Here is a 23,940-nt window from a genome sequence, read left to right on the forward strand (position 1 = left end):
GCGCACGGCCCCGCTGCTCAGGCGGGGACGCACTCCTGGTGGGCATCGTCCAAGGGTGGATAGCTCTCGCTGCCCATGCGCTCGGCCGCGTCGATGTAGTCGGCGAGAGCGTCGCGGGATTGGGCGAGCCTGTCCATCTGATCGTCCAGCAGCCGCAGCCGTGACCGCATCGCGGCCAGCAACTCGGGGCACCCGAGCAGCTCCGGGGCCTCTCCGACCGCACAGGGCAGCAGGTACGCGATGTCCTCAGAGGACAGACCGGCGCCAAGCAGGTGCCGGATCTGCTTCACGCGCAGCACGGCTTGCTCGTCGTACTCGCGGTAACCGTTCGCGCCGCGGTCGGCCTCCAGCAGTCCCTGGGCTTCGTAGTAGCGCAACTGATGGGCGTTCACGCCCGTCCGGCGACTCAGTTCCCCGATCAGCATCGAGACCTCGCTTGACCTTCATACCGGTATCAACGTTGACGATGCTGCCATGAACCGCAGAACCGATACACCCGTGACAGTCATCGGACTCGGACTTATGGGCCGGGCACTCGCCGGCGCGTTCCTGAAAGCCGGGCATCCCACGACCGTGTGGAACCGTACGAGCTCCAAGGCCGACCAGCTGGTGGCCGAGGGCGCACGGCCGGCGCCGACGGTCGGCGACGCGCTCAAGGCAGGTTCCCTGACGATCATCTGCGTCACCGACTACCCGGCCATGTACGAGCTGCTCGGTTCGAGCGACGTCGAGCTGGACGGCACGATGTTGATCAACCTGACCTCGGGCGACTCGGGCCAGGCCCGGGAGGCCGCCCGATGGGCGAAGCAGCGTGGCGCCCGCTACCTGGACGGCGCCATCATGGCCATCCCGCCGGCGATCGGGACCGCCGAGGCGGTGATTCTGCACAGCGGGCCGCAGCCGGACTTCGAGGCACACCAGCCGGCACTCGGCGCGCTCGGCACGGTCACCTACCTTGGTGCGGACCATGGGCTGGCGTCCCTGTACGACGTGGCCGGTCTCGCCATGATGTGGAGCGTCCTGAACGCCTGGCTCCAGGGCACTGCGCTGCTCAGGACGGCCGGTGTGGACGCCGTGACGTATGCGCCGTTCGCGCGGCAGATCGCCGCCGTGGTGGCCGAATGGCTGCCCGGGTACGCCGAGCAGATCGACAACGGCTCCTTCCCGGCCGAGGTGTCGGCCCTGGAGACCGACGCGCGCGCGATGACCCATCTGATCGAGGAAAGCGAAGCGGCGGGTGTCAACACCGAACTACCAAAGTTGATCAAGGCGATGGCCGACCGGGCGATCGCCGCCGGACACGGTCGGGAGCAGTATCCCGTGCTGATCGAAGAGTTCGGCAAACCCGGCGACGACTGACCGATCCCCCACCAGGCTCCAAGCGGCCGGAGAGGCCGGAGGCGGGGTGGGAGCGCCTCCGGCCCGCGGTCCGGACCGAGGTCAGAACGGCTGGTTGTCCAGCGTGTTGACCTTGATCGCGGTGATCTTCACCTGCTGCATCCGCACCTGCGCCGTGCCCGCGGGCTTGGTGCAGGCGAAGGTGAGCTGGCCGGTGCCGGCGAAGGTGTGCACGACGTTGACGAAGACGCCCTGCTTGCCGTTGGGCGGCAGGGTGACCTCGGCGAAGTCGGTGTCGGCGCCGCCGGCGGCGCTGATCAGGCACGTGTAGGTGATCGCGGCGGAGCCGGTGTTCTGCGCGGTGAGCTTCGCGGTGATCGTGTACGCGCCCGAGGCCAGGAACATGCTGAAGCCGGGGCTGATGGAGTTGCTGTGGATCAGCTCGTTGTTCCAGCGGCTGATCACCTCCGGCGGCACCGCCTCGGCCGACGTGGCGTTCCCCGCCAGCAGCGCGCCCACCGCCACGGTCGCCACGGCGGCCAGCGCGGACAGGCGCAGGCCCGTGCGGCGGCGGACCGGAGTGGTCAATGGCATGGTCATACGGATCTCCAAGGTGTGAATCCGGCCCCCCCGCGCGGGACTGCGCGGGGAGTGGCACGCCTGTCGCCGGCCGAGGCGGCGTGCGCCGGCTCACGTGCACCCGAGGAAGGTAGCTCCCAGCCGTCCCACGGCACCGCGCAGAAATACCGGCACCGGCTGTGCCCCGCGTCATCGCCCCTCGGGTGCGGGAGTCCTACGCCGTGGCGCCCTGTGAGGGTGTCGGGCGGCGGCGGGTCCAGGAGTCGGTGATGTGCCGGCGCATCGCCGCGGCCGCCCCCTCCGGGTCACCGGCCGCGATCGCGTCCTTGATCGCCTGGTGTTCGTCCAGCGTCTGGCGCATCACCGCCTCGTTGTACTCCCCGTGGTAGAGCATGCTGGTCCGGGCCTTGTCGTGGATGCGGTTGACGATGGCCCGCCCCAGCCGGTTGCCGGACGCGACCATGATCATGTCGTGGAAGCGCACGTCCGCCGCGGCGAAGTCGGGCGTGGAGGCGAGGTTGGCCCGCATGACCGCGAGCTCGGCGTCGATGCGCTCCTCGTCATCGGGGGTGCGCGCCAGGGCCGCGGCAGCGGCCATCTCGGCCTCCAGGGCCGTGCGTACGGCCACCAGCTCGTCCAGGAACGCCACGTTCTTGTCGTGCGCGATCACGGCGGTGAGCACGACGTCGTCCAGCAGGTTCCACTGACGGGGGTCGGTGATCTGGGTGCCGCGGCCGTGCTCGATCCTGACCAGGCCCTTCTCCTGGATCACCTTGACGGACTCGCGGATCACCGTCCGGCTGACCCCGAACTCCTCGCAGAGGTCGGCCTCGGGCGGCAGTGACGTGCCCGGCCGGAGCGCGCCGCGGACGATGTCGTCGACGAGTTGCTCGACCACGGTGGTGCCCAGTTTGGCCCCGCGGACGCGGCGCGGCGGCCGCTTTCCGGCGCCGCCCGGCGGCGGCGCATCCCATGGATCCGTCGTCGCTTGCTCAGTCAACGCAACCCCCATCCGCGCGTTCGGGTGAACACCCCTCAGTCTAAGCCATTGTGAATACGTCACACGTATGATGTCATATCTTCGACGCCGCATCGCGCTGCTGCTCGCCAACGCCGATCGCGACCTGCCCGAACCGGACATCCACCCCTGGCAGAACGTCAACCCCGTGGCGACCGAGGCCCTGGCGCAGCTGATGTGGGGCGGACTGTAGGTCGTCTACAACGTCGGCCTGCAGCAGGCCAGGGTGCGCTACGAGCTGAGCCCGGGTGGACCGGGCACGACACCGAGTACGTGCACCACGAGCCGGTGCGGTCGGTCACGGAGGCGGCGGTGAACGGGCCGCACCTCACGGTCGAACTGCCCGCCGGCATCACGGTCACCCTCACCCTCCGGCTCCGCCTCCACGCCTACCCGCCGTCCTACCGGTGGCCGTGGGAGCGAAAGCCCCGCCCCGGTTGACCGTGGACCAGGCTCTGGTGTGAGGCCGGCGCGGATGCCCGCACCGGCCTCACGAGCTCACCAGGCGACCCAGACGTCCTGGAGCCCGCCGGACAGCAGTCCGGTGCGCAGGCGCAGCTCGTCGGCGCCGTCCCGCAGGCGCAGGGTGGGCAGCCGGCGCGTGAGCGTGCCGAGCACGACCTGCAGCTCCAGGCGGGCCAGCGGCTGGCCGAGGCAGTAGTGCGAGCCGACGCCGAAGCTCAGGTGCTGGGCGGCGTTCTCGCGGCGCGGGTCGAACCGTTCGGGGTCGTCGAACTTGCGCGGGTCCCGGTTGGCCGCGGGCCGGCACGGGATCACGGTGCCGCCCGCGGGCACGACGGTGCCGCTGAGCTCGGTGTCCTCGGTGGCGACCCGGGGGAAGCCGATCACGCTGAGCGTGGTGTCGAGCCGCAGGACCTCCTCGACGGTGCCCGGGATGAGCTCGGGGTCGTCGATGACCGCCTGGTAGCGTTCCGGCTCCGCAAGGAGCATCGCCGTCATGATGGCGATCATGTTGGAGGTGGTCTCGTGCCCGGCCAGCAGGAGCGCCATCACGGTGGTGATCAGCTCTTCGTGGCTGAGCCTGCCGTCCTCGCTGTCGGAGATCTGGGTCAGCTCGCTGAGGAGGTCGTCGCCCGGGTTCGCCCGCTTCTCCTCGACCAGGGCGGAGACGTACGCGCCGAACTCCTCGTACGTCTGCCGCACCTCCTCCTGCGTGTAGCGCGTCAGCGTCAGCATGACCTGCGACCAGTGCGCGAACTTGTCCTGGTCCTCGCTGGGGGCGCCGACCAGGGCGCAGATGACCCGCACCGGCAGCGGCAGGCCCAGCTGGGCCGACAGGTTGGCCGGCGAGCCGGACTTCACCAGGTCGTCCACCAGTTCGTCGGCCATCTGCTGCACCCGGGGCCGCCACGTCTCCATCTTCCGGATGGTGAAGGACTTGTTGAGCAGCCGCCGCCACCGCAGGTGGCCCTCGCCCTCCCGCACCCTGGAGTTGCTGTTGCGGGCGAAGATCCCGCCGTCCTCCGTCGTGGAGATCCGCGCGGCGCCCTCGCCGCCCCGCCGGAACTGAGGGTCCGCGAGCACCGAGCGGACGTCCTCGTAGCGGGTCAGGAGCTGGGCCGTGTCGCCGCTCGGCAGCCGTATGTGGGCCACGGGACAGCGCTCCTGTAACTCGGCCCACTCCTGCGGCGGCTCCAGGGCCTTCTCCCGGGAGAAGGGGTAATCGGGCATGGTCTCAGTCATGACGCCCTCTATGTAGTTGACAATTCACCGCCAACCATAAGGAGGACGCCTTAGTAAGGCAAGGACCTTAAACATCCCCGGATCGGTAGTCGAACCAGTCGAAATCGGCGCTCCCCTCCGTGACGTACATGCCGATCACCCGTCCCGTGAAACCGGTCGCCACCTCCGTGGACAGGTACCGGCCGTCCAGCGAGGCCAGCAGGGCGCCGTCGGCGGAGAAGTCGATGGTGTCGGGTCCCCTGGCGCCGACGCCCGTTGCCTCTGCGGTCGGCTCGATGACCGAGGGCGGCAGGACGTCGCGGGTGCGGATGTCCAGAGTGAGGGTGAGCGGCCCGGGCGGCACCGGTCGCTCGGCCACGCACTGGCGCAGCGGGCCGATGCGCGCGATCACCCGCGCCCGCCCCTCGCTCACCTCCAGGTCGTAGTGGTGCGCCTCGTCCATGCGGACGGACAGCCCGGCCGTGCCGGACCCGGGATCGAGGCGGGCGGCGACCCGGCAGTCGTGGTGCTGCTGGCGGCGCCCCACGAAGGTGTGGCCGGGCCGGTCGAGGGTCGGCCCGGTGGCGCGCAGGGTCAGCCAGCCGGGGCGGTCGCCCAGCGACCAGGACCCGTCGGGGCGGCTGCGCGGCGAGATCCAGTACGGCGCGAGCGCCCCGGCGTCGAAGTCGTCGCGGTACGGCTCTTCGGGCAGCGGATGCCAGGCGGCGGGTGCGGGGTGGCGTTCCTCGACGGGGCCCACGACGGGCCAGCCGTCCTCCCACCGCACGGGGGTGAGGAAGGTCTCCCGCCCGAGGACCTGGTACTCGGGCGAGTAGCCGCGCGGGCGGGCGCCGAGCAGGATCATCCACCAGGTCCCGTCGGCGGCCTGCACGAGGTCGGCGTGACCGGTGCTCTGGATGGGCCGGTCCGTGCCGCGGTGCGTCAGGATCGGGTTGACCGGCCCGGGCTCGAAGGGGCCGCGCGGCGAGGGGCCGCGGGCGATCGACACGGCGTGGCCGCGCTCGGTGCCGCCTTCGGACATGAGCAGGTACCACCAGCCGTCCACCTGGTAGAGGTGCGGCGCCTCCGGATATTTCCCGCCGGTGCCCGACCAGATCGGGTACGGCCCCTCCAGGATCTTGCCGGTCGCCGGGTCGATGCGCGCCACCTGGTTGCCCGAGGTGGTGCACCAGCACGAGCCGTCCTCGTCCCAGGCCAGGTCGGGATCGACGCCGGGCAGGTCGATCCAGACCGGGTCTGACCAGGGACCTTCGGGGTCTTCGGCGGTGACGACGAAGTGGCCGCCCGCTCCCACGTTGGTGGTGATCATGTAGAAGCGGCCGTCGTGGTGGCGGATCGTCGGCGCGAAGACGCCGCCCGAGGCGGGCACGTCCGCGGGCAGGTCCAGCTGTGAGGGCCGGTCGAGCACGTTGCCGATCTGGCGCCAGTGCACGAGGTCCCGGCTGTGGAAGATCGGCACGCCGGGGACGTACTCGAAGCTGGAGCAGACGAGGTAGTAGTCCTCGCCGACCCGGCACACGCTGGGGTCCGGGTGGAACCCGGGCACGACCGGGTTGTCGTAGACGTTCACGTTGAGCCTTTTCGAAAGGTCAGCCCTTGAAGGCGCCGTCCATGATCCCGGCCACCATGCGGCGCCCGACGAAGACGAACAGCACCACCAGCGGCAGCGTGGACAGGAACGATCCCGACATGGCCAGGCCGAGGTCGATGTCCAAGCTGTTCTGCAGGGCCTTGATGGCAATCTGCGCGGTGTACATCTCGGGCGACTTCAGCACGATGAACGGCCACAGGAAGTCGTTCCACGAGTAGACGAAGCCGAGCAGCCCGAGCACGAAGGCGGCCGGCCGCACCAGCGGGAACGCGATGCGCCAGTAGATCTGCCAGGTGTTCGCCCCGTCGATGCGAGCGGCCTGCAGGATCTCGTCACTGATCGTCGAGGACAGGTGCTGGCGCATCCAGAAGATGCCGAACGCGCTGGCCAGACCCGGGACGATGAGCGCCTGCAGGGTGTCCACCCAGTTCAGCGAGGAGATGATCATGTACTGCGGGATGACCGCGAGCTGCGTCGGCACGGTCATGGTCAGCACCACGATCAGGAACAGCGCGTTCCGGCCCGGGAAGCGCAGCTTGGCGAAGGCGAAGCCGGCCAGCGTGCAGAGCACCGCGTGCCCGACGCCGATCGTCCCAGCCACGATCAGGCTGTTGATGATCGCGCGCACGAACGGCACGGTCGAGAACACCAGCCCCGCCAGCTCGAAGAAGTTGCCGCCGGGCACGATCTCGGGCGGCAGCTGGGTGGCCGTCGCCGAGTCGGTGGTGGCCACCACGAACATCCAGTACAGCGGGAACAGGCAGACGAGCGTGGCCAGGCCGATCAGCAGGTAGGTCCACCAGCGGATCCGATCGTTCATGACTTCCCCGGGCGGATGCGGGTGGACAGGACGTAGTTGAGCGCGGCGAACAGGATGATCAGGACGAACAGCGCCACGCCGATGGCGGCGCCGTAGCCGAACTGGAACTGACCGAAAGCCTGCTCGTAGAGGAACAACGTGAGCGTCTGGCACTGCCGGATCGCCCCGCAGGTCGTGGAGCGGGACATCAGCAGGGGCTCGGTGAAGATCTGCAGGCCGCCGATCGTCGAGGTCACGATCGTGAAGACGATGACCGGGCGCAGCGACGGGAGGGAGATGTGGCGGAACTGCTTCCACCCGCCCGCGCCGTCCACCGCCGCCGCCTCATAGATCGCCCGCGGGATCGCCTGCAGCGAGGCCAGGTAGAGCAGCGTCGTGTAGCCGAACCAGCGCCACGTCACCATGACGGCGATCATCAGGTGGCTGCCCCACACCGACTGCTTGAAGTCGATCGGCCCGATGCCCGCGAAGCCCAGCAGCCAGTTGAGCAGACCGTAGTCACGGTCGAACATCTGGGCGAAGACGATCGCGGTGGCCGCCACCGAGGTGATGTACGGCACCAGCATCGACATCCGGAAGAACACCGCCAGCCGCAGCCGGGCGTGGTTGAGCAGGTGCGCCACGCCCAGCGCGAGCACCAGCTGCGGGAGAGTGGACAGCAGCCAGATGCTGAGGGTGTTCCACAGGGCGTTCGAGAACCGGGGATCCCCGAACAGGCGGGTGAAGTTGTCGAAGCCGACGAAGACGTGCTCGCCGATGGGGTTCCAGTCGAACAGCGCGACATAGAACGTGAACAGCAGGGGGACGAGCCCGAACACCGCGAAGATCAGGAAGAACGGCGCGATGTAGGCGTAGGGGGCGATGCGCTCGCCGACGCTCTGGTGGACCCGGGTCGTGATGGGGGGCGCGTCCGCGACCCTGTCGAGTGTCGCGGTCACTTGCCGATCGCCGTCTTGATGTTGGTCAGCGCCGAGTCCCAGGCCTTGGCGGGGTCACCCTTGCCCTGCTCGACGCTGGTGATGGCGTTCAGGAACTCCTGGCCGATGGCCGCGCTGTCCGGGCCGATGTAGAACGGCTTGAGCCCGAGCAGCGACTCGGTGTAGATCTTCCCGATCGGCGCGTCGGAGAAGAACTCGTCCTTCTTCGCAATGAGCTTGGGGTCCTGGTAGACCGACGGGGTCGTGGGCAGCGAGCCGGAGTCCAGGAAGTGCGTGAGCTGGCTTTGCGGCGACTGCATCTTGGAGATGTAGTCCCAGGCGGCCTTGGCGTTCTTGGCGCCCTTGGGGATGGCCAGGTAGCTGCCGCCCCAGTTGCCGGCTCCGCCGGGGATCTTGGCGATGTCCCACTTGCCCTTGGTGTCGGGGGCGTTCCTGCGGATCTGGCCCAGCAGCCACGACGGCGCGGAGATCACCGCGAACTGCCCCTTGCCCATGCCCGCGCTCCAGCCCTCGGTGAACGAGGTCTGCTTAGCGCTGATCCCGGCCGCCACGGCCTTGAGCGACAGGTCGAAGGCCGTCTTGACCTGCGGGCTGGTGCTGTAGACGACGTTGCCCTGGGGGTCGTAGTACTTCTGCGGACCCTGGTTGACCGCCTGGTAGAACACGCTGGTCTCGGCGTTGTCGATGAACGCCTTGCCGGTCTTTTCGACGTACTTCTTGCCGGTCTCGATGAACGCGTCCCACGTGGGCCAGAGCTTGCCGACCTCCTCCCGGTCGGTCGGCAGCCCGGCCTCCTTGAACAGGTCCGTCCGGTACGCGATGGCCATGCCGCCCACGTCGGTCGGGATGCCGATGATCGAGCCGTCCTTGGCCGTGCTCTGGCTCATGACCCAGTCGAGGTAGTCGCCCTTCATCTTGTCCGCGCCGAGCTGCCGCAGATCGTAGAAGTTCTGCGGCTGCTGCACGAACTTGGGCAGGTCGTCGCCCTGGATGAGCACCAGGTCGGGCACCTTGCCGCCGGCCAGCGCCGTCGTCAGCGCCTGCGCCGTCTCGGTCGAGCCGCCCACCTCGGTGAGCTTCACCTGCACGTTCGGGTTGACCTTGTGGTACTCGTCGACCGAGGCCTTCTGGTTGATCCCGGAGAAGGACCAGAACTCGAACGACTTGCCGTCACCCGACGGCTGCGACGGGGTGCTGCCGGAGCCGCCTCCGCAGGCGGTGGCGGTCAGGGCGATGGCCGCGAGGAGCGCGGCTGGGGTTGCGATACGGAATTTCACGGTTGTTCTCTTCCGGGGTGGGGGTCAGGAGCGGAGCGCGGTGGCGGGCGGGGTGCACGCTGCGCTCCTTGGGTAGGGTTCGCAGCTTGCCTGAAAGTTTCGGTTCCAGGCCCGATTGTTAATCGGGGACTCTAAGCAGGCATGAGGAAACCCGTCAAGAACACAGGCGTAAGATCCCCGAAATCAATCGGGCTAGACTGCGCCCCATGACCGCGACCGAGCAGCCGTTCGACGCCGACACCCCGCCCGCCCGGCCGCTGACCATCACCGAGCTGGCCGAGCTGGCCGGCGTGTCCACCGCGACCGTCTCCAAAGTGGTCAACGGCCGCTCCGAGGTCGCCCCCGAGACGCGCGCCCTCGTCGAGGGGCTCATCCGCCGGCACGGCTACCGCAGGCAGCGGCGGCGAGTCAGCCCCGCCGCCCTGGTGGAGGTGGTCATCCACGCACTGGGAGGCGACTACCCGGTCGAGATCATCAAAGGGGTCGGGCAGGTCGCGCGCCAGCACAACCTGGCCGTGGTGATCTCCGACGCGCCGGACCGCGAAACCCCGGGTCGCGGCTGGATCGAGGGCGTGCTGAGCCGCCGCCCCAGCGGGGTGATCGGGGTGTTCTCCGGGCTGACCGACGACCAGCGCGAGCAGCTCGTCACCCGTGACATCCCCATCGTCCTGGTCGACCCGTCCGGCGACCCCGGACCGGGCTTCCCCTCGGTCGGCGCGGGAAACTGGAGCGGCGGCCTGTCGGCCACCCGCCACCTGCTCGACCTCGGCCACCGCCGCATCGCCATCATCACCGGCCCCGACTGGGCGCTGCCCAGCAGGGCCCGCCTCGACGGCTACCGCACCGCGCTCGACCTGGCCGGGGTGGCCGCCGACCCCGAGCTGATCGGTTCGGGGGACTTCCTCATCGAGGGCGGCCGCGCCCAGGCCCACCGGCTGCTGCGCCTGCCGAAGCCACCGACCGCGATCTTCGCCTGCAACGACGGGCAGGCAACCGGCGTCTACCGCGCCGCCCACGAGCTGGGTCTGCGCATCCCCCACGATCTCAGCGTCGTCGGCTTCGACGACCTGCCCTCGGTGGAGTGGATGAACCCGCCGCTCACCACGGTCCGCCAGCCGCTCTGCGAGATGGCCGTCGCGGCCACCGGCATGCTCATGAAGCTCGTGGGGGGCGAGCCGCTGCCGCAGAGCCGGGTCGAGCTCGGCACCGATCTGATCATTAGGGGCAGCACCGCGCGCCCTGCCCACTGACCGAAACTTTCTGGATTATTGCCGTACGTATCGCGGGTTGACAGCCTCCGCACAGCTGCCTAACGTGGCGCGCACATCGCGGCCGTCAGCCTCGAAAATTGAGTGTTAGCGCTAACAACGCAATGAGGGGAGGACGCAGATGCCATCCGGCGGCTCCTTGCAGGCGTACGACCGCGTCGTCCTGCCGCCGGTCCTGGTCTCGGGCACGTCCATCGGGCCGGACGCGGTGCTGAGCACCGGCCATCCGGACCTCGAGGTGCGCGAGGGCGTGATCACGAGCCGGTCGGCCGGCACCGTCCAGGCGGCGATCTCCGTGGCGGGCGCCGTCATGACGGACGTCCAGGACGTGCGGCGCATCCGCACGCTGGCCGATCCCCACCTCTTCCACACCCCGACCGGGTACGGCGTCGTGGCCACCGCGTGCCTGCCGGACGGGACCCCGGAACCGTACGTTCTGATCTTCACGACGCCCGACCTCGTCCACTACGAGGAACTGGGCCCAGTGGATCTCGCCGCGGTCGATCTCGGCACGGTCGATCTCGGCGCGGGCGGCCGCGTCTTCCGGCCCCGCGCGGTCTATGACGGCGCCCGCGACGAGTATGTGCTGTGGTGGACGGACGGCGCGGGCGAGCGGATGTTCACCACCATGAAGACGCTCGCTCGACGCCGAGCCGCTGCCCGCCCGGTTCGGGGCACCGCTCGTGCCGGCCCCCGAACCGCCCGCTCGGCTCAGGCCGCCGGGCCGCCTCCTGCCTGCCGGTGGACGAGACGGCGGCAGGCAGGAGGCGGCCCGGCCGGTCCTCAAGGCCGACGGCAGCCCGCTCCAACTGGACCGGGAGCACCCCGGCAGCTCCCTCGACATGACGTACTTCGAGGGCGCCGGACGCGGTTACGTCGCCTGGTCCCAGCGCTACATCACGGTTGGAGCGCTCCCCACGGATGAATCCGGGAGATTCCAGCCGTCCCAACCGTGCGGCTACGCGCATGGTCGCGACGCTGTTGCTTGGCGATTCACCTTCCGGCCCCGCATGCACGGGTTTCCACGCCCCAGCCCGCACACCCGGCCTGGGCTGCGCGGACTCCGCCCTCCCGGCGGTGAGTAGATCCTGCCTTGGCCTCCCTCGCGAGCTTGGTTATCACACGCGTGTTCGACCACGACCCACCATACCCGCACTGGATGGGCCGCCGCAGCCTGTTCTCGTCCATGCACGCTCGCGCCCTGAGGGGCACTCCCGCGCCGGGCTTGCCCCCATGGCTGAAGCCAGGGGTCCGCGCCCGGCATCCTCGATCGCCACCGTCGATCCCGCCGACCCGTGGCGGCTGACGAGCGATCCCGTCCGGCTGATCAGCGCCGAGTACGGCTGGGACCTCAACGACGGGAATGTGGCCGAGGGCCCCTTCGTCGTGCGGCACGGCGACCGGATCGTCATGACCTACTCCGGCTCCGCCGTCGGCCCGACGTACGTCATGGGCCTGGCCACCGCCGCCTCCGGCCGCGACCTGCTCGACCCGGCGAACTGGACCAAGCTCAACGCCCCCGTCCTCGCCACCGACGCCCGCCACCGGGGAGTGGGGGCCGGGGCACAACACGTTCAGCCACGACGAGGACGGCCTGCCGCTCGTCGTCTACCATGCCCTCACCGCCCCGGACGCGAAGGGCAGGAGCACCGCCATCCGCCGGATGCACTGGGCGGCCGACGGGCATCCCGTTCTCGACATGCGGCCGGACGAGGAGGTCGCCCCGCATCTCAGGACCGTGTCCACCAGCGTCCGAGTCAGCAGGCGACTATCCCTGTAGGTAATGTAGGGACATGTCCGAGACAGATCCCTCCACTCCGCCCCCATTACCCACGGCGTCGCCCACCACGGCCACACCCACTCCGACGTCCACCGGACCGTCCCAGCCTTCGCCGACTCCTTCCACGCCCACGTATCCCGCCCCCACGTATCCCGCCCCCACGTATCCCGCCCCCACGTATCCCGCCCCCACGTATCCCGCCCCCACATACCCCGCCCCCACATATCCCGCCCCCACCCCTTCGCCGACCTCACCTGGTCTCCCACGTCCGGGCATGCCGCCCACCGAGGTCCACGGGAGCACCTTCACGAGCGCGGCCGGCGGATTCACGACCGAGCACGAGGAACTGGCGAGGGATGCCCGCGGGATTCTCGACGCCCTCTTCGCACTGGGCGATTTCGCGGGCACGGACGAGGCGGGCAACAGGTTCAGGCAGGGCTACTCCACCGCGTTGAAGAAAGCGGAGACGTACGTCAACGCACTGCGCGACGTCTATCCCAGCGTCGGCGAACGGCTGGCCGGCATGAAGACCACCTTCGACGTCGCGAACTGGGCCACCATCGAATCCCTGCCGAAAGTGTCTGACCCACCCGAGTACTCGGAGTCGGACGGAAAGCTCACCCCCTGACGTCTTCTGGAGACCTGATGACCACACCGGACGACGGCGCGCCCTTCCTCGACGAGGAGATGCGCCGCTTTCTCGCCGAGTTCCAGGCCGACACCCGGCCGCTGGAGCAGTTGCAGGAGGGCCTCAATGCCGTCCGCGGCCGAGGCGAGGCGGCCAATGGCCAGGTGACGGCCGAGGTGCTGGCGAGCGGCGCGCTCGGAAGTGTGCGCATCGACCCGCGGGCGATGCGGCTCGGCGCGGACGCGCTGGCAGAGGCGGTGCTCGCCGCCGCGAACGCCGCCGCCGCGGACCTGACCGCGCAGATGGAAAGGATGATGACGGACGGCCTGACCCCGTTCGCCGACGAGGTCAGGCGGTTCAACCAGGGCTAGCCACCTGCTCACCGGCGGTCAGAGGCCGCGCCAGCGCCTGAACTGGTCCTGACCAGCGGCGACACCCAGCTTGGCGAGCATCTGCTCCCAGGTGGGCAACAGGCTGGCCGGATCGTCGATCACGTCGCCGGGTCGGTTGAGCGCGTTCGCCGTGGTGCTGAAGATGGTGGATCCGGTCAGGAACACCATGGCATTGCGCGCCGCGTCGTTCTTCGGCAGCAGGTTGGCGGCCTTTCCGAAGTTGGCCGGGTCCACGTGGTAGAAGACCATGGCCGCCGCGAAGTTCTTCAGCATGTACTCGCCGCGGTCGCTCCACGACCCCATGTCCTCGCCTCTCGCGAGCTTGAACCCGTCGATGAGCGCCTGGTCGAGGGCCGCGTAGGCGAGACTGCCGCCCACGGCGTAGATGAACCGCTTGCCCACCTCGTGTTCGAACATCTTGACGAGCAGCCGTGCCTGCGCCTTGCGCATCGCCCAGTTGATCATGGCCTGGACTTTCCTGTCGATCGCCGGCCAGCAGAAGAACATCAGCAGCTCGATCCACTGGATCATGGCCATGGTCCGCAGCGCGTGCTGGGTCTGCTCCAGCATGTCCGCGTAGTCGTCGACCGCGTCGGCCAGCCCGCGGAGGTACGCGGACACCCGCGGCGGATAGGGCGCGACCTCGTCGTTGAAGTATTTCCTGAAGGCGTCGACGCCCGCGCCGGACATGGGCGGCCGCCACACCCTGCTCGCGGCCTCCTCCACGTCGTCCAAGCTGGTGTCCACCCGCCTGGCCAGCCGCCGCAGCAGCTCCGCGGCCTCGCGCGCCTTGGCCGGGTCGCCGTCGGGATAAGCGACAGCCAGCATCTGCCTGACCACGGCGCCGACACCGACGGCGGAGAGCATGAACCCCGCGATCGGAAGCTTGGGGGACGGACTCACGTAGCAGACCCTTTCTCTCTCAACATCGACTGCCACGTTAGCCCCAAAGCCGCCACAAATCTCCCTATTTCTGGTCGGTTATGGCGCGAGGCGGGGCGGTGGAGCGGCGGGCGACCAGGGTGGGGGTGACAGAGAAGCGGACCGCGGACGTGCGCCCCTCGATGATGCGCTCGAGCAGCAGCCGCCCGGCCGTCTTGCCCATGATGGCCCCGTCCTGGTCCACGCTCGTCAGCGAGATGTGCGCGAGCGCGGTCACGCGGGCGTTGTCGTAGCCGACCACCGATACGTCGCCGGGCACGGTGAGCCCGGCCTCGTGGATGGCCGCGAGCGCGCCGAAGGCGGCCTGGTCGGCCCCCGCGAAGATCGCGCTAGGGCGGAGACTGCGGGCCAGCAGCTCACTGGTGGCCTGGTAGCCGCCCTCCTCGGTGTAGGAGGTGGCGACGACGGCGACGTGCTCGGCCAGGCCGTGCTCGGCCATCACCCGCTCGTACGTCCTGGCCCTGATGGTGTGCAGCCACGCGACGGAGCGGGACGGGCCGCTGTCCTTCTGCGAGATGTGCGCGATGCGGCGGTGGCCGAGCGCGATGAGGTGCTCGACGGCGAGCTCGGCGCCCACCTCGTCGTCGTCGAGCACGGAGTCGTAGACCGCCGAGCGGTCGTGGCGGCCGAGCACGACGGTGGGCGTGCTCCTGGCCGTCTCCTCGAGCCGGGACCTGGCGAGGACCGGGGCGACGATGAAGATGCCGTCCACCTGCCGGTCCACCAGGGCGTCGATCGCGCGGCCCTCGGAGCCGGGGTCCATGGTGCCGCCCTGGACGATGATGGCCTGGTAGCCGGCGCCGGCGATCTGCTCGTCGAGGCCGTCGAGGATGTCGGCGAAGAACGGGTTCCTGATGTGCGGCAGCACCACGCCGATGGTGAACGTGCGCCCCCGCATGGCCCGGGCCGCGGCGTGCGGGCGGTAGCCGAGCTCGTCGATGGCCGCCTGCACCTTGGCGCGCATCGCCTCGCTGACGCCGTAGGCGTTGCGCAGCACCTTCGACACCGCTGTGGTGGAGACCTGGGCATGGCTGGCCACATCGCTGATCGTCACCCGCCGCCGCCCGTCACGCGTGACCATCTGGCACCTCGCTCGACTAGACGCGACCCGATTGTACGAGCTCGGACCCGCCGCCGTGATGGATAACGATACCCATCGCAAAGGTCCGACGATCCTCACACCGGGGGCCCCACGTGGATCACGATCGGGGACCGTTCCTCAAATCGAGCCTTGACGCCGTACCACGTAACGCTTACGTTAACTGGAATCGGGGGGCGTTAAAACGATTCAACGGACCCGGAGGGGCGTTGTGAAGACCTCTCATCGCACATTGGGAGCGGCACTGGCCGTTCTCACGATGACTGCCCTGACCTCCTGCGGCTCAGGCTCCGAGCCGGCCGCCGACGGCACGGTCACCCTGAAGTTCCTCATCGACAACGGACAGGGAGCCGTCGACTCGGCCAAGGCGATGACGACCGCGTTCATGCAGGCCAACCCCAAGATCAAGATCGACACCGAGACGCGGCCGGCCGGCAGCGAGGGCGACAACATCGTCAAGACCAAGCTCTCGACCGGCGACATGGACGACGTGTTCCTGTACAACTCCGGGTCGCTGCTCCAAGCACTCAACCCGTCCCAGACCCTGGTCGACCTCACCGGCGACCCGGTGCTGCAGAACGTCCAGAAGGACTACCTGCCGGTGGTGACCCAGGGCGACCACGCGTTCGGCGTGCCCTTCGGCACCGCCATGGGCGGCGGCATCCTCTACAACCGCAAGATCTACGAGAAGCTCGGTCTGCAGGTGCCCAAGACCTGGGACGAGTTCATGGCCAACAACGCGAAGATCAAGGCTGCGGGGATCAGCCCGGTGGTCTCGACGTTCAAGGACACCTGGACCTCGCAACTCTTCGTGCTGGGCGACTTCTACAACGTCCAGGCCGCCGTGCCGAACTTCGCCGCCGACTACACCGCGGGCAAGGCCAAGTTCGCCACCACCCCGGCCGCCACGGCCGGGTTCCAGCATCTTGCCGACGTGCACGCCAAGGGCTACCTCAACGAGGGCTTCGGCTCGGCCACCGCCGATCAGGGCATGAAGATGCTGGTGGAGGGCAAGGGCGCGCACTATCCGATGCTCAGCGCCCAGTTGCCGCCGCTGGTGGCCTCGATGCCGCAGGCCGCCACTGACGTCGGCTTCTTCGGGATCCCGGGCACCGACCCCGCCAAGAACGGCGCGACGCTCTGGGAGCCGAGCGCCGTCTACATCCCCAAGAGCACCAAGAACCTCGATGCGGCCAAGAAGTTCCTGGCCTTCATCGCCTCGCCGGCGGCGGCCGACGCGGTGAGCAAGGCCGTGCAGCCGTCCGGGCCGTACCGGATCACCGGCGCCAAACTGCCCGACAACGCCATCCAGGCCGCCAAGGACCTCCAGGCGTACATCGACAGGGGCGCCACGGCGCCGGCGCTGGAGTTCGTCTCGCCGGTCAAGGGTCCGTCGCTGGAGCAGATCACCGTCGCGGTGGGCTCCGGGTTGACGCCGCCCGCCGAAGGCGCCGCCCAGTACGACAAGGACGTGGAGAAGCAGGCCAAGCAGTTGGGGCTCGCGGGGTGGTGACCGAGCAGGCGGCCCAGCCACGGCAGGGAGCCGGCGTCACGCCAGAACCGGGGGCCGCCCGCCCGGTCAGGCGCAAGTCCGCCTACCCGTACGCGCTCTACCTGCCGGCCGCCGTCGTGTACCTCGTCATCTTCCTGGTGCCGACGGTCATGGCCTTCTACTTCGCGCTCACCCGCTGGACCCTGTTCGACAGCACCTTCGTCGGCCTGGACAACTTCCGCGACTTCCTGTCCGAGCAGAACCTGCGCATCGGCTTCGTCAACACCCTCTTCTACGCGGTTGTCACCAGCGGCCTGAAGGTCGTCCTCGGGCTGCTGCTCGGCGTGCTGCTCACCTCGAGACTGCGGCTGCGCGGCTTCCTGCGCTCGGTGGTGTTCTTCCCCGTCCTCGTCTCCACGGTCGCGGTCGGCATCACCTTCAGCGCGCTGCTGCGGCCCGACACCGGCCTGGTCAACAAGGCCCTGGCCCTGGTCGGGATCGACGGGCCCGACTGGCTCGGCGACGCGAGCACCGCCCTGCTCTCGGTCGCCCTCGTCGACGTGTGGAAGGGCGTCGGCATCGCCACCGTCATCTACATCGCCGGCATCCTGTCCATCCCCCGCGACTACTACCAGGCGGTCGCCGTCGACGGCGGCGGCGCCTGGCACCGCTTCCGCCACGTCACGCTCCCCCTGTCCTGGCCCGCCACCTACTCCGTCATCATCCTGTCCTTCATCGGCGGCCTGCGCTCCTTCGACCTCATCTGGACGATGACCCGCGGCGGACCCGGCTTCACCAGCGACACCATCGCCTCCATCATCTACAAGCAGTACCAGGCCGGCTTCTTCGGCCTGTCCACCGCCGGCAACGTGCTGCTGTTCATCGTCGTCACCGCCATCGTCGTCCCGCTCAACTACGTCCTCGGCAAAAGGCAGGTGGCCGCATGACAGTCCTGCGCAGGTTCGGCGCCGAGGCCGTCGCCCTGACCCTGGCGGCCGTGATCTTCCTCGTCCCGTTCGCCCTCATGCTGCTCACCGCGGTCAAGGACCAGACCCAGGCCACCGACCTCGACTTCGCCTGGCCGACGAACTGGCCCATCGTCCAGAACCTCACCGAGGTGATCGAGGCCCGCGACTTCGTCCTGCTACGCGCCTACGTCAACAGCACGGTCCTGACCGTGGCGTCAGTGGCGCTGATCGTCGTCTTCGCCGCGATGGCCGCGTTCGTGCTGCAACGCCGCGCGGGCCGGCTCGGCTCGATGGCCAACTTCCTGGTGCTGTCCGGGCTGATCATCCCACCCGCGATCGTGCCCACCATCTGGCTGCTGCAGGCACTCGGCCTGTTCAAGACCCTCCCCGGGCTGATCCTGATCGAGGTGGCCTTCAACCTGGCCTACGCGGTGCTGCTGTTCCGCGCGTTCATCGCGGCCATCCCGCGCGAGCTGGACGAGGCCGCCATGATCGACGGCTGCACCGGGCTCACCCTGTTCTTCCGGGTGATCTTCCCCTTGCTCCGGCCGGTCACCATCACCGTGGTCCTGACCACATCGGTGGCCATCTTCAACGACTTCGTCAACCCGCTCTACTTCACCCCCGGCGACGAGAACGCCACCGTGCAGGTCACCCTCTACAACTTCCAGAGCCAGTACAACACCCAGTGGAACCTGCTCTTCATGGACATCGTGCTCATCACGATCCCACCGTTGCTGCTGTTCATCTTCTTCAATCGCAAGATCGTCGCCGGGATGACCGCCGGCGCCATCAAGGGCTAGGAGACCCGTGACCTTCGTGCATGTCGAAGCGCCCGCCTTCGAACACCACCGCGACCCCCTCGGCATCGGCGAACGCGCGCCCCGCCTGTCCTGGACCGTCACCACCGACATCCCCGGCTGGCAGCAGGAGGCGTACGAGATCGAGCTCAGCGACGGCACGGCCACCGGCCGGGTCGAGTCGGCGGAGTCGGTGCTCGTCCCCTGGCCGGGCGGCGAGCTGAGCTCGCGCGAGCGCCGGGGCGCCCGGGTGCGCGTACACGGCCGCGACGGCTCGGCCGGTGACTGGAGCCCCTGGTCGTGGGTGGAGGCCGGCTTGCTGGACCCGGCCGACTGGCAGGCGGGCACGGCCGCGCCGCCACTGGAGCTGCTGGGCGTCCCCGACGGCCCGGCGCTGCTGCTGCGCCGCGACTTCACCGTGCGCGGCCCGATCCGGCAGGCCCGTCTGTACGTCACCGCGCACGGCATCCACGAGACGGAGATCAACGGCCGGGTCGTCGGCGACGACGTGCTGGCCCCCGGCTGGACCACCTACGGCCACCGCCTGCGCTACCGCACGCACGACGTCACCGAGCTCCTGGCCGAGGGCGCCAACGCGATCGGCGCCACGCTCTCCGACGGCTGGTTCCGGGGGCGGATCGGCTTCGCGGGCGGCAAGACCGCCGTCTACGGCGACCGTACCGCGCTCATCGCCCAGCTCGAGATCACCTACGCGGACGGCACGACCGACGTGGTCGTCACCGACGACAGCTGGCGCTGCGCGAGCGGCCCCGTCACGGCGGCCAGTCTGTACGACGGCGAGAACCACGACGCCCGGCTGCTGCCGTCCGGCTGGTCGGGGCCCGGCTTCGACGACGCCTCCTGGCTGCCCGCCGACGCGCTGCCGCACGACCCGGCCCTGCTCGTCGCGCCGCTCGGCCCGCCGGTCCGCCGGGTGGAGACGCTGGCCCCGGCGGAGGTCCTGACCGGGCCGGACGGGGAGACGATCCTCGACTTCGGCCAGAACATCGCCGGCCGGCTGCGCATCCGCGTGCAGGGCCCGGCCGGGCACACCGTCACGTTCCGGCACGCCGAGGTCCTGGAGAACGGCGCGCTCGCTCTGCGGCCACTGCGTCACGCGGCCGCGCTCGACGAGTACACCCTGCGCGGCGACGACGCGCCCGAGGAGTGGGAGCCGCGCTTCACCGTGCACGGCTTCCGCTACGCGCAGGTGGACAACTGGCCGGGCGAACTGGACCCGGCCGACGTCCAGGCCGTGGTCTGCCACACCGACATGCGGCCCACCGGCGATTTCCGCTGCTCCGAGCCGCTGCTGAACCGCCTGCACGACAACGTCCGGTGGAGCATGCGCGGCAACTACGTCGACCTGCCCACCGACTGCCCCCAGCGCGACGAGCGGCTCGGCTGGACCGGCGACATCCAGGTCTTCGCCCCGGCCGCCGCCTTCCTGTACGACTGCGCGGGCCCGCTGTCGTCCTGGCTGGCCGATCTCTCCGCCGACCAGGCCGAGCACGGCACGGTGCCGCACTACGTGCCGTGGGTGGAGCTGGTGTTCGGCACCTCCCCCACCGCGGCCTGGGGCGACGCCGCGGTGCTCGTGCCGTGGACGCTCTACCGGCGCTTCGGCGACCTCGGGCTGCTGCGGCAGCAGTACCCGAGCATGAAGGCGTGGGTGGACCAGATAGCCGGGCTGGCCGGCGACGACCACCTGTGGGACGAGGGCTTCCAGTTCGGCGACTGGCTCGACCCGGCCGCGCCGCCGGACGACCCCGGCAAGGCCCGTACCGACCACGCGCTCGTCGCCACCGCCTACCACGCCTGGACCGCCGGCATCCTGGCCGAGACGGCGGCCCTGCTGGGGCACTCCGCCGACGCCGAGCACTATGCCGCGCTCGCGGGTTCGGTGCGCGAGGCGTTCCGCCGCGAGTTCGTCACGCCGTCGGGGCGGCTGGCCTGCGACACCCAGACCGCCTACGCCCTGGCTCTGACGTGCGACCTGCTGGACGGGCCCGCGCAGCGGGAGCGGGCCGGGCGGCGCCTGGTCGAGCTGGTCGCGGGCGACGACCACCGCATCGGCACCGGCTTCGTCGGCACCCCGCTCGTCTGCGACGCGCTCTGCTCGGTCGGCGCGTACGACACGGCGTACGCGCTGCTGCTCCAGCGCAACTGCCCGTCCTGGCTGTACCCGGTGACGATGGGCGCCACCACCATCTGGGAGCGGTGGGACAGCCTGCTGCCCGACGGCTCGGTGAACCCCGGCGAGATGACCTCCTTCAACCACTACGCGCTCGGGGCGGTGGCCGACTGGCTGCACCGCACCGTGGCCGGCCTCGCCCCGGCCGCCCCCGGCTACCGCCGCCTGCGCATCGCTCCCCGGCCCGGCGGGGACCTGACCCACGCCTCGGCCGACCTCGAGACCCCGTACGGCCCGGCGTCGGTCTCCTGGAGCAGGGACGGCGGGACGCTCACGGTCACCGCGTCCGTGCCGCCGGGCACGGTGGCCGAGATCGACCTTCCGGGGGCGGCCCCGCAGGAGGTGAGCTCCGGCACCCACACGTTCACCACCCGGATGTGAACACCCGGCGCCGGGCCGACCTGACTGGCCGGCCCGGCCCGGCCATGACACAAGACGCGCCCGATCACCTCTTGTCGCGCCGTCATCGCCGCCTGGTGGTCAGGCCACCGCCATCGGGATACCTCATGCAGTTCAGGTAGAACATTCTGCGACGAACCATCTATTTGCGGATAGATGATCTACGCGGGTCTCCTTCGGGAGGCCGAAATCGGATGGGCGACCAGAGCAAACCCCTGGCCATACGGAGCAATGTCTGCGCAAGGAATGATCAATCCTGCGGCGCGATCATGCTGGCAAGCGACCCGATCATGATGTGCTTTCGCCGAATCCGATCATGCGTGCAGTGAAGGCATGGCGACCTGTACGCCTGCCGATCGCTGCGTGGCGAAGCATCGACAAGGAAGGTCGCTATGTTCACGAGACCAGTGTGCTCCCTACCCACAAGTCTGGCGGCGGGCGCGCTGATGGCCGCCATGGCTCTCTCAGTCCCGGCGTCCGCGTCGGCTTCCACCTCCCCGGCTGACACCCGCGCGACCGTCGTCACCGCCCTCGACTACAACAGCACGGGCTGGAGGTACCGGCAGGTGCCCCCGGGAACCGACGAACCCTTCTTCTACGAAAGGGACTTCGACGACAGCGACTGGACGGCAGGACAGGAGGGCTTCGGCACAACCTCCGCTCGCGGGTGTTCCTGGAACAACCCCGCCACGGTCAAGACCCCGTGGGAGCTGAACACCGACATTCTGGTACGCCACTGGATCCACATTCCGCGGGACGCGCAGGAGGTCCGCATCCAGGGAACAGTGGACAACGACGCGCAGGTCTACCTGAACGGCCGGCTCGTGCAAACCGCCGTGAGCGGCAACTGCCGCGCCGGTGCGATCGACGTCGTCGTCCCGGTGAGGTACCTCGACTGCTGCAACGTGCTCGCCATCCGGGGCCATGACCGTGGCGTGGCGTCCTACCTGAACGTCAGGGTCACCTACGTCAAGCCGACCGCCGCCAGCGCCTGAAAAGGCTTCCCCACCCGCCAGGCCGCGAGGGTGGCCTGGCGGGACCGGGCCGGGCGGCGCGTGGTCGAGCTGGCCGAGGGGGACGACCACCGCATCGGCAGCGGCTTCGTCGGCACGCCGCTCGTCTGCGACGCGCTCTGCTCGGTCGGCGCGTACGACACGGCGTACGCGCTGCTGCTCCTCCGCCTGCCACTCCGCGGACTCGCGAGCTTCTCGGGGACGACTCGGATCGGGCAAAGGCGCCCAACCCTAGCAAGCCGCCCCGAAGATGATCAAAACTCGTTCTCGTAACGGCCGGGCGGTCGTCTCACGGCCCCTCGACAAGTGCTTTCAACGCGGGGGCTCCGCTTCCGTCTGCGGTGTCGCCGGCGGGGCGAACGCGGCCACGACGCGGGTGAGCACCGCCGACCACTCCTCGTCGTCCACCGCGTGCAGGTTCGGCGTGATGAGTGCGCTGCCCATGGAGAGCAGCAGGCAGAAGTGGGCCAGCGCGTCCGGGGGCAGCGCGGGGTCCAGCTCGCCGCCCGCCTGGCCCGCGCGCACCAGGTCGGCGAGCCAGTCGGCCCGCTCGCCCAGGTAGTCGCGCATCGGGCGGGCGACTTCCTGGTCGCGGCGGGCGGCGACCAGCGCCTCGACGATCAGGTGGCCGGGAGCCCCCTTACGGCGGGGCAGCCAGCGGCCGACGATGAGGAGCAACTCCGCGACCGACCGGTCGGGGGCGGCGGCGAGCAGCTTGGCCAGCATCAGCGGCCCGTGCGCCTTCAGCGCGGACACGAGCAGGTCGGCCTTCGAGCTGAAGTGCGCGTACAGCGCGCCGTTGCTGACGCCGGCCGCCGCGGCGATGTCGGCGACGCGCGTGCCGTCATAGCCGCGCTCGGCGAACACCTCGGCGGCCGCCTGCAGCAACCGTTCACGCGTCTCAGCTGCGGTGACGCCCGCTATGCGGCCCATGGAGGGAATTTAAAGTCGGTTCATTTCGCACGTCAAGACCAACGCCGCTCGGCCCGGCCTCTGACTTCTGCTTCGACGCCGGTCTTCTATGGCTTTTCTAAGGTTCGCCGACGGCTCGGTGAAGGTCGGCCGGGTTGGCTGGCGGCAGCCACCGGCCGGAGAAGCCGGCCGAGCGGTCGGAAGGAGAAGCGACATGGACCGACGAAGGGCCGGCCTGGCCGCCGGGATGGTCGTGGTGCTGATGTTCGGCGGGTCGGGGGCGCTGGCCGCCTCGCCCCCGCCGGGCGGCGCCGACGATCCGTGCGCCAAGGCCGCGACGTGCTCGCCCGCCGACATCGAGAAGCTGAAGGAGGAGGCGGCGAAGGCCGAGAAAGCCGGGACCCCGGCCGCCGATCCCGGCGGTGACGGGTTCAAGTGTTCAGCCGACGTGAAGCAGGGCAGGGCCGTTGACTCGGGCAAGCTGGCTCAAGCGCTGGCCGACACGCTGGGCGTCGGGCTCGACCGGGCGACCGCCGCCGTGGAGGAGCTCGATCTGCTCGCCCAGAAGGGCGGGACAAGTCCCGACTCGCCGGAGTTCGCGGCGTTGGCGGCGCGGCTGGGCGTGTCCGCGGATCAGCTGAACCAGGCGCTGTACGCGTTCAAGCGGTCATACGCACCGCCGGAGACCGGCACACCGGACCCCGCCGGAAAACCGGACCCCAAGAAGACTCCTGGTCCCGAGAAGACTCCTGGTCCGCAGGAGACGCCGGGCTCCTGAGCCTCAGGGC

At 69.7% G+C, this 23,940-nt stretch carries 25 protein-coding genes and 2 pseudogenes; 16 read left to right on the forward strand and 11 right to left on the reverse strand.

Annotation, left to right across the window (positions count from 1 at the left end):
• Positions 1-17: 17 nt before the first annotated feature.
• Complete coding sequence (locus tag ABD830_RS08170; RefSeq protein ID WP_344985861.1) at positions 18-425, reverse strand: MerR family transcriptional regulator; 408 nt, start codon at positions 423-425, stop codon at positions 18-20.
• A gap of 73 nt (positions 426-498) precedes the next feature.
• Between ABD830_RS08170 and ABD830_RS08175 the strand changes: the two genes are divergently transcribed.
• Positions 499-1,359, forward strand: a complete 861-nt coding sequence (locus tag ABD830_RS08175) for an NAD(P)-dependent oxidoreductase (protein WP_344985862.1) — start codon at positions 499-501, stop codon at positions 1,357-1,359.
• Positions 1,360-1,440: 81 nt separating this feature from the next.
• Here the strand turns inward: ABD830_RS08175 and ABD830_RS08180 are convergent, their stop codons facing one another.
• The gene (locus ABD830_RS08180; RefSeq protein WP_344985864.1) at positions 1,441-1,938 is read right to left on the reverse strand and encodes a hypothetical protein; all 498 of its coding nucleotides are present in this window, start codon (positions 1,936-1,938) and stop codon (positions 1,441-1,443) included.
• A 193-nt stretch (positions 1,939-2,131) separates the two neighbouring features.
• On the reverse strand, positions 2,132-2,917 hold the full coding sequence (locus ABD830_RS08185) for a FadR/GntR family transcriptional regulator (RefSeq protein ID WP_344985865.1): 786 nt from the start codon (positions 2,915-2,917) through the stop codon (positions 2,132-2,134).
• A gap of 67 nt (positions 2,918-2,984) precedes the next feature.
• Between ABD830_RS08185 and ABD830_RS08190 the strand changes: the two genes are divergently transcribed.
• Positions 2,985-3,128, forward strand: a complete 144-nt coding sequence (locus tag ABD830_RS08190; protein ID WP_344985867.1) for a hypothetical protein — start codon at positions 2,985-2,987, stop codon at positions 3,126-3,128.
• Positions 3,129-3,208: 80 nt separating this feature from the next.
• Complete coding sequence (locus ABD830_RS08195) at positions 3,209-3,376, forward strand: hypothetical protein (RefSeq protein ID WP_344985869.1); 168 nt, start codon at positions 3,209-3,211, stop codon at positions 3,374-3,376.
• Positions 3,377-3,433: 57 nt separating this feature from the next.
• On the opposite strand, the gene ABD830_RS08200 is transcribed toward ABD830_RS08195, so the two are convergent.
• The 5 genes from ABD830_RS08200 to ABD830_RS08220 form a co-directional block, all read right to left on the reverse strand.
• Positions 3,434-4,639, reverse strand: a complete 1,206-nt coding sequence (locus tag ABD830_RS08200; RefSeq protein ID WP_344985871.1) for a cytochrome P450 — start codon at positions 4,637-4,639, stop codon at positions 3,434-3,436.
• 67 nt (positions 4,640-4,706) lie between these two features.
• Entirely contained in the window at positions 4,707-6,209 is a 1,503-nt protein-coding gene (locus ABD830_RS08205; protein ID WP_344985872.1) for a glycoside hydrolase family 43 protein, read from the reverse strand.
• Positions 6,210-6,228: 19 nt separating this feature from the next.
• On the reverse strand, positions 6,229-7,050 hold the full coding sequence (locus ABD830_RS08210) for a carbohydrate ABC transporter permease (RefSeq protein WP_344985873.1): 822 nt from the start codon (positions 7,048-7,050) through the stop codon (positions 6,229-6,231).
• The gene (locus ABD830_RS08215) at positions 7,047-7,988 is read right to left on the reverse strand and encodes a carbohydrate ABC transporter permease (protein ID WP_344985874.1); all 942 of its coding nucleotides are present in this window, start codon (positions 7,986-7,988) and stop codon (positions 7,047-7,049) included. Before ABD830_RS08215 ends, ABD830_RS08210 begins: the two co-directional genes overlap by 4 nt.
• Entirely contained in the window at positions 7,985-9,265 is a 1,281-nt protein-coding gene (locus tag ABD830_RS08220; protein WP_344985875.1) for an ABC transporter substrate-binding protein, read from the reverse strand. The genes ABD830_RS08215 and ABD830_RS08220 overlap by 4 nt, the downstream gene beginning before the upstream one ends.
• A gap of 206 nt (positions 9,266-9,471) precedes the next feature.
• Here ABD830_RS08220 and ABD830_RS08225 point away from each other — a divergent pair, with 206 nt between their 5' ends.
• The 6 genes and pseudogenes from ABD830_RS08225 (at position 9,472) to ABD830_RS08240 (ending at position 13,312) form a co-directional block, all read left to right on the forward strand.
• On the forward strand, positions 9,472-10,515 hold the full coding sequence (locus ABD830_RS08225; protein WP_344985876.1) for a LacI family DNA-binding transcriptional regulator: 1,044 nt from the start codon (positions 9,472-9,474) through the stop codon (positions 10,513-10,515).
• A 139-nt stretch (positions 10,516-10,654) separates the two neighbouring features.
• Positions 10,655-11,458 carry a hypothetical protein gene (locus ABD830_RS08230; RefSeq protein WP_344985879.1) on the forward strand — a complete coding sequence of 268 codons (804 nt, stop codon included), beginning with the start codon at positions 10,655-10,657 and terminating at the stop codon, positions 11,456-11,458.
• A gap of 308 nt (positions 11,459-11,766) precedes the next feature.
• Positions 11,767-11,958, forward strand: a pseudogene (locus ABD830_RS54105) (hypothetical protein); the annotation flags it as partial.
• A gap of 133 nt (positions 11,959-12,091) precedes the next feature.
• Positions 12,092-12,313 (forward strand): annotated as a pseudogene (locus ABD830_RS54110) (hypothetical protein); the annotation flags it as partial.
• A gap of 274 nt (positions 12,314-12,587) precedes the next feature.
• Entirely contained in the window at positions 12,588-12,941 is a 354-nt protein-coding gene (locus tag ABD830_RS08235; protein ID WP_344985880.1) for a hypothetical protein, read from the forward strand.
• A 17-nt stretch (positions 12,942-12,958) separates the two neighbouring features.
• Positions 12,959-13,312 carry a YbaB/EbfC family nucleoid-associated protein gene (locus ABD830_RS08240; protein WP_344985881.1) on the forward strand — a complete coding sequence of 118 codons (354 nt, stop codon included), beginning with the start codon at positions 12,959-12,961 and terminating at the stop codon, positions 13,310-13,312.
• A gap of 18 nt (positions 13,313-13,330) precedes the next feature.
• Here the strand turns inward: ABD830_RS08240 and ABD830_RS08245 are convergent, their stop codons facing one another.
• Positions 13,331-14,236 (reverse strand): WXG100-like domain-containing protein, encoded by a 906-nt coding sequence (locus ABD830_RS08245; protein WP_344985882.1) that lies wholly within the window; start codon positions 14,234-14,236, stop codon positions 13,331-13,333.
• A gap of 64 nt (positions 14,237-14,300) precedes the next feature.
• Positions 14,301-15,356 (reverse strand): LacI family DNA-binding transcriptional regulator, encoded by a 1,056-nt coding sequence (locus ABD830_RS08250; RefSeq protein WP_344985883.1) that lies wholly within the window; start codon positions 15,354-15,356, stop codon positions 14,301-14,303.
• 277 nt (positions 15,357-15,633) lie between these two features.
• Here ABD830_RS08250 and ABD830_RS08255 point away from each other — a divergent pair, with 277 nt between their 5' ends.
• The 6 genes from ABD830_RS08255 to ABD830_RS08280 all read left to right on the forward strand — a co-directional run bounded on the left by ABD830_RS08255 (position 15,634) and on the right by ABD830_RS08280 (position 22,513).
• Positions 15,634-16,887: an ABC transporter substrate-binding protein gene (locus tag ABD830_RS08255; RefSeq protein ID WP_344985884.1), complete on the forward strand. Its 1,254-nt coding sequence runs from the start codon at positions 15,634-15,636 to the stop codon at positions 16,885-16,887.
• Complete coding sequence (locus ABD830_RS08260) at positions 16,884-17,813, forward strand: carbohydrate ABC transporter permease (protein WP_344985885.1); 930 nt, start codon at positions 16,884-16,886, stop codon at positions 17,811-17,813. The genes ABD830_RS08255 and ABD830_RS08260 overlap by 4 nt, the downstream gene beginning before the upstream one ends.
• Positions 17,810-18,637, forward strand: a complete 828-nt coding sequence (locus ABD830_RS08265; protein ID WP_344985886.1) for a carbohydrate ABC transporter permease — start codon at positions 17,810-17,812, stop codon at positions 18,635-18,637. Before ABD830_RS08260 ends, ABD830_RS08265 begins: the two co-directional genes overlap by 4 nt.
• Positions 18,638-18,644: 7 nt before the next feature.
• Positions 18,645-21,209, forward strand: coding sequence for an alpha-L-rhamnosidase (locus ABD830_RS08270; protein ID WP_344985887.1), 2,565 nt, complete (start codon positions 18,645-18,647; stop codon positions 21,207-21,209).
• Positions 21,210-21,682: 473 nt separating this feature from the next.
• Positions 21,683-22,222 carry a hypothetical protein gene (locus tag ABD830_RS08275; RefSeq protein WP_344985888.1) on the forward strand — a complete coding sequence of 180 codons (540 nt, stop codon included), beginning with the start codon at positions 21,683-21,685 and terminating at the stop codon, positions 22,220-22,222.
• A 30-nt stretch (positions 22,223-22,252) separates the two neighbouring features.
• The gene (locus ABD830_RS08280) at positions 22,253-22,513 is read left to right on the forward strand and encodes an alpha-L-rhamnosidase-related protein (RefSeq protein ID WP_344985889.1); all 261 of its coding nucleotides are present in this window, start codon (positions 22,253-22,255) and stop codon (positions 22,511-22,513) included.
• A 39-nt stretch (positions 22,514-22,552) separates the two neighbouring features.
• Here the strand turns inward: ABD830_RS08280 and ABD830_RS08285 are convergent, their stop codons facing one another.
• A complete protein-coding gene (locus tag ABD830_RS08285; RefSeq protein ID WP_344985890.1) occupies positions 22,553-23,173 on the reverse strand; it encodes a TetR family transcriptional regulator in 621 nt (206 codons plus the stop codon).
• Positions 23,174-23,366: 193 nt separating this feature from the next.
• Between ABD830_RS08285 and ABD830_RS08290 the strand changes: the two genes are divergently transcribed.
• Positions 23,367-23,930, forward strand: a complete 564-nt coding sequence (locus ABD830_RS08290; protein WP_344985891.1) for a hypothetical protein — start codon at positions 23,367-23,369, stop codon at positions 23,928-23,930.
• Positions 23,931-23,940 lie beyond the last annotated feature (10 nt).

The sequence above is a fragment of the Nonomuraea helvata genome (assembly GCF_039535785.1).
Taxonomy (GTDB): domain Bacteria; phylum Actinomycetota; class Actinomycetes; order Streptosporangiales; family Streptosporangiaceae; genus Nonomuraea; species Nonomuraea helvata.

What these genes read in the sequence shown, in the direction of transcription:
- ABD830_RS08210 (WP_344985873.1), bottom strand. Translation starts at nt 7,050, where the DNA reads ATGAACGATCGGATCCGCTGGTGGACCTACCTGCTGATCGGCCTGGCC.
- ABD830_RS08200 (WP_344985871.1), bottom strand. Translation starts at nt 4,639, where the DNA reads ATGACTGAGACCATGCCCGATTACCCCTTCTCCCGGGAGAAGGCCCTG.
- ABD830_RS08190 (WP_344985867.1), top strand. Translation starts at nt 2,985, where the DNA reads ATGATGTCATATCTTCGACGCCGCATCGCGCTGCTGCTCGCCAACGCC.
- ABD830_RS08170 (WP_344985861.1), bottom strand. Translation starts at nt 425, where the DNA reads ATGCTGATCGGGGAACTGAGTCGCCGGACGGGCGTGAACGCCCATCAG.
- ABD830_RS08240 (WP_344985881.1), top strand. Translation starts at nt 12,959, where the DNA reads ATGACCACACCGGACGACGGCGCGCCCTTCCTCGACGAGGAGATGCGC.
- ABD830_RS08290 (WP_344985891.1), top strand. Translation starts at nt 23,367, where the DNA reads ATGGACCGACGAAGGGCCGGCCTGGCCGCCGGGATGGTCGTGGTGCTG.
- ABD830_RS08285 (WP_344985890.1), bottom strand. Translation starts at nt 23,173, where the DNA reads ATGGGCCGCATAGCGGGCGTCACCGCAGCTGAGACGCGTGAACGGTTG.
- ABD830_RS08225 (WP_344985876.1), top strand. Translation starts at nt 9,472, where the DNA reads ATGACCGCGACCGAGCAGCCGTTCGACGCCGACACCCCGCCCGCCCGG.
- ABD830_RS08235 (WP_344985880.1), top strand. Translation starts at nt 12,588, where the DNA reads ATGCCGCCCACCGAGGTCCACGGGAGCACCTTCACGAGCGCGGCCGGC.
- ABD830_RS08265 (WP_344985886.1), top strand. Translation starts at nt 17,810, where the DNA reads ATGACAGTCCTGCGCAGGTTCGGCGCCGAGGCCGTCGCCCTGACCCTG.
- ABD830_RS08250 (WP_344985883.1), bottom strand. Translation starts at nt 15,356, where the DNA reads ATGGTCACGCGTGACGGGCGGCGGCGGGTGACGATCAGCGATGTGGCC.
- ABD830_RS08275 (WP_344985888.1), top strand. Translation starts at nt 21,683, where the DNA reads ATGGCTCTCTCAGTCCCGGCGTCCGCGTCGGCTTCCACCTCCCCGGCT.
- ABD830_RS08255 (WP_344985884.1), top strand. Translation starts at nt 15,634, where the DNA reads ATGACTGCCCTGACCTCCTGCGGCTCAGGCTCCGAGCCGGCCGCCGAC.
- ABD830_RS08230 (WP_344985879.1), top strand. Translation starts at nt 10,655, where the DNA reads ATGCCATCCGGCGGCTCCTTGCAGGCGTACGACCGCGTCGTCCTGCCG.
- ABD830_RS08180 (WP_344985864.1), bottom strand. Translation starts at nt 1,938, where the DNA reads ATGACCATGCCATTGACCACTCCGGTCCGCCGCCGCACGGGCCTGCGC.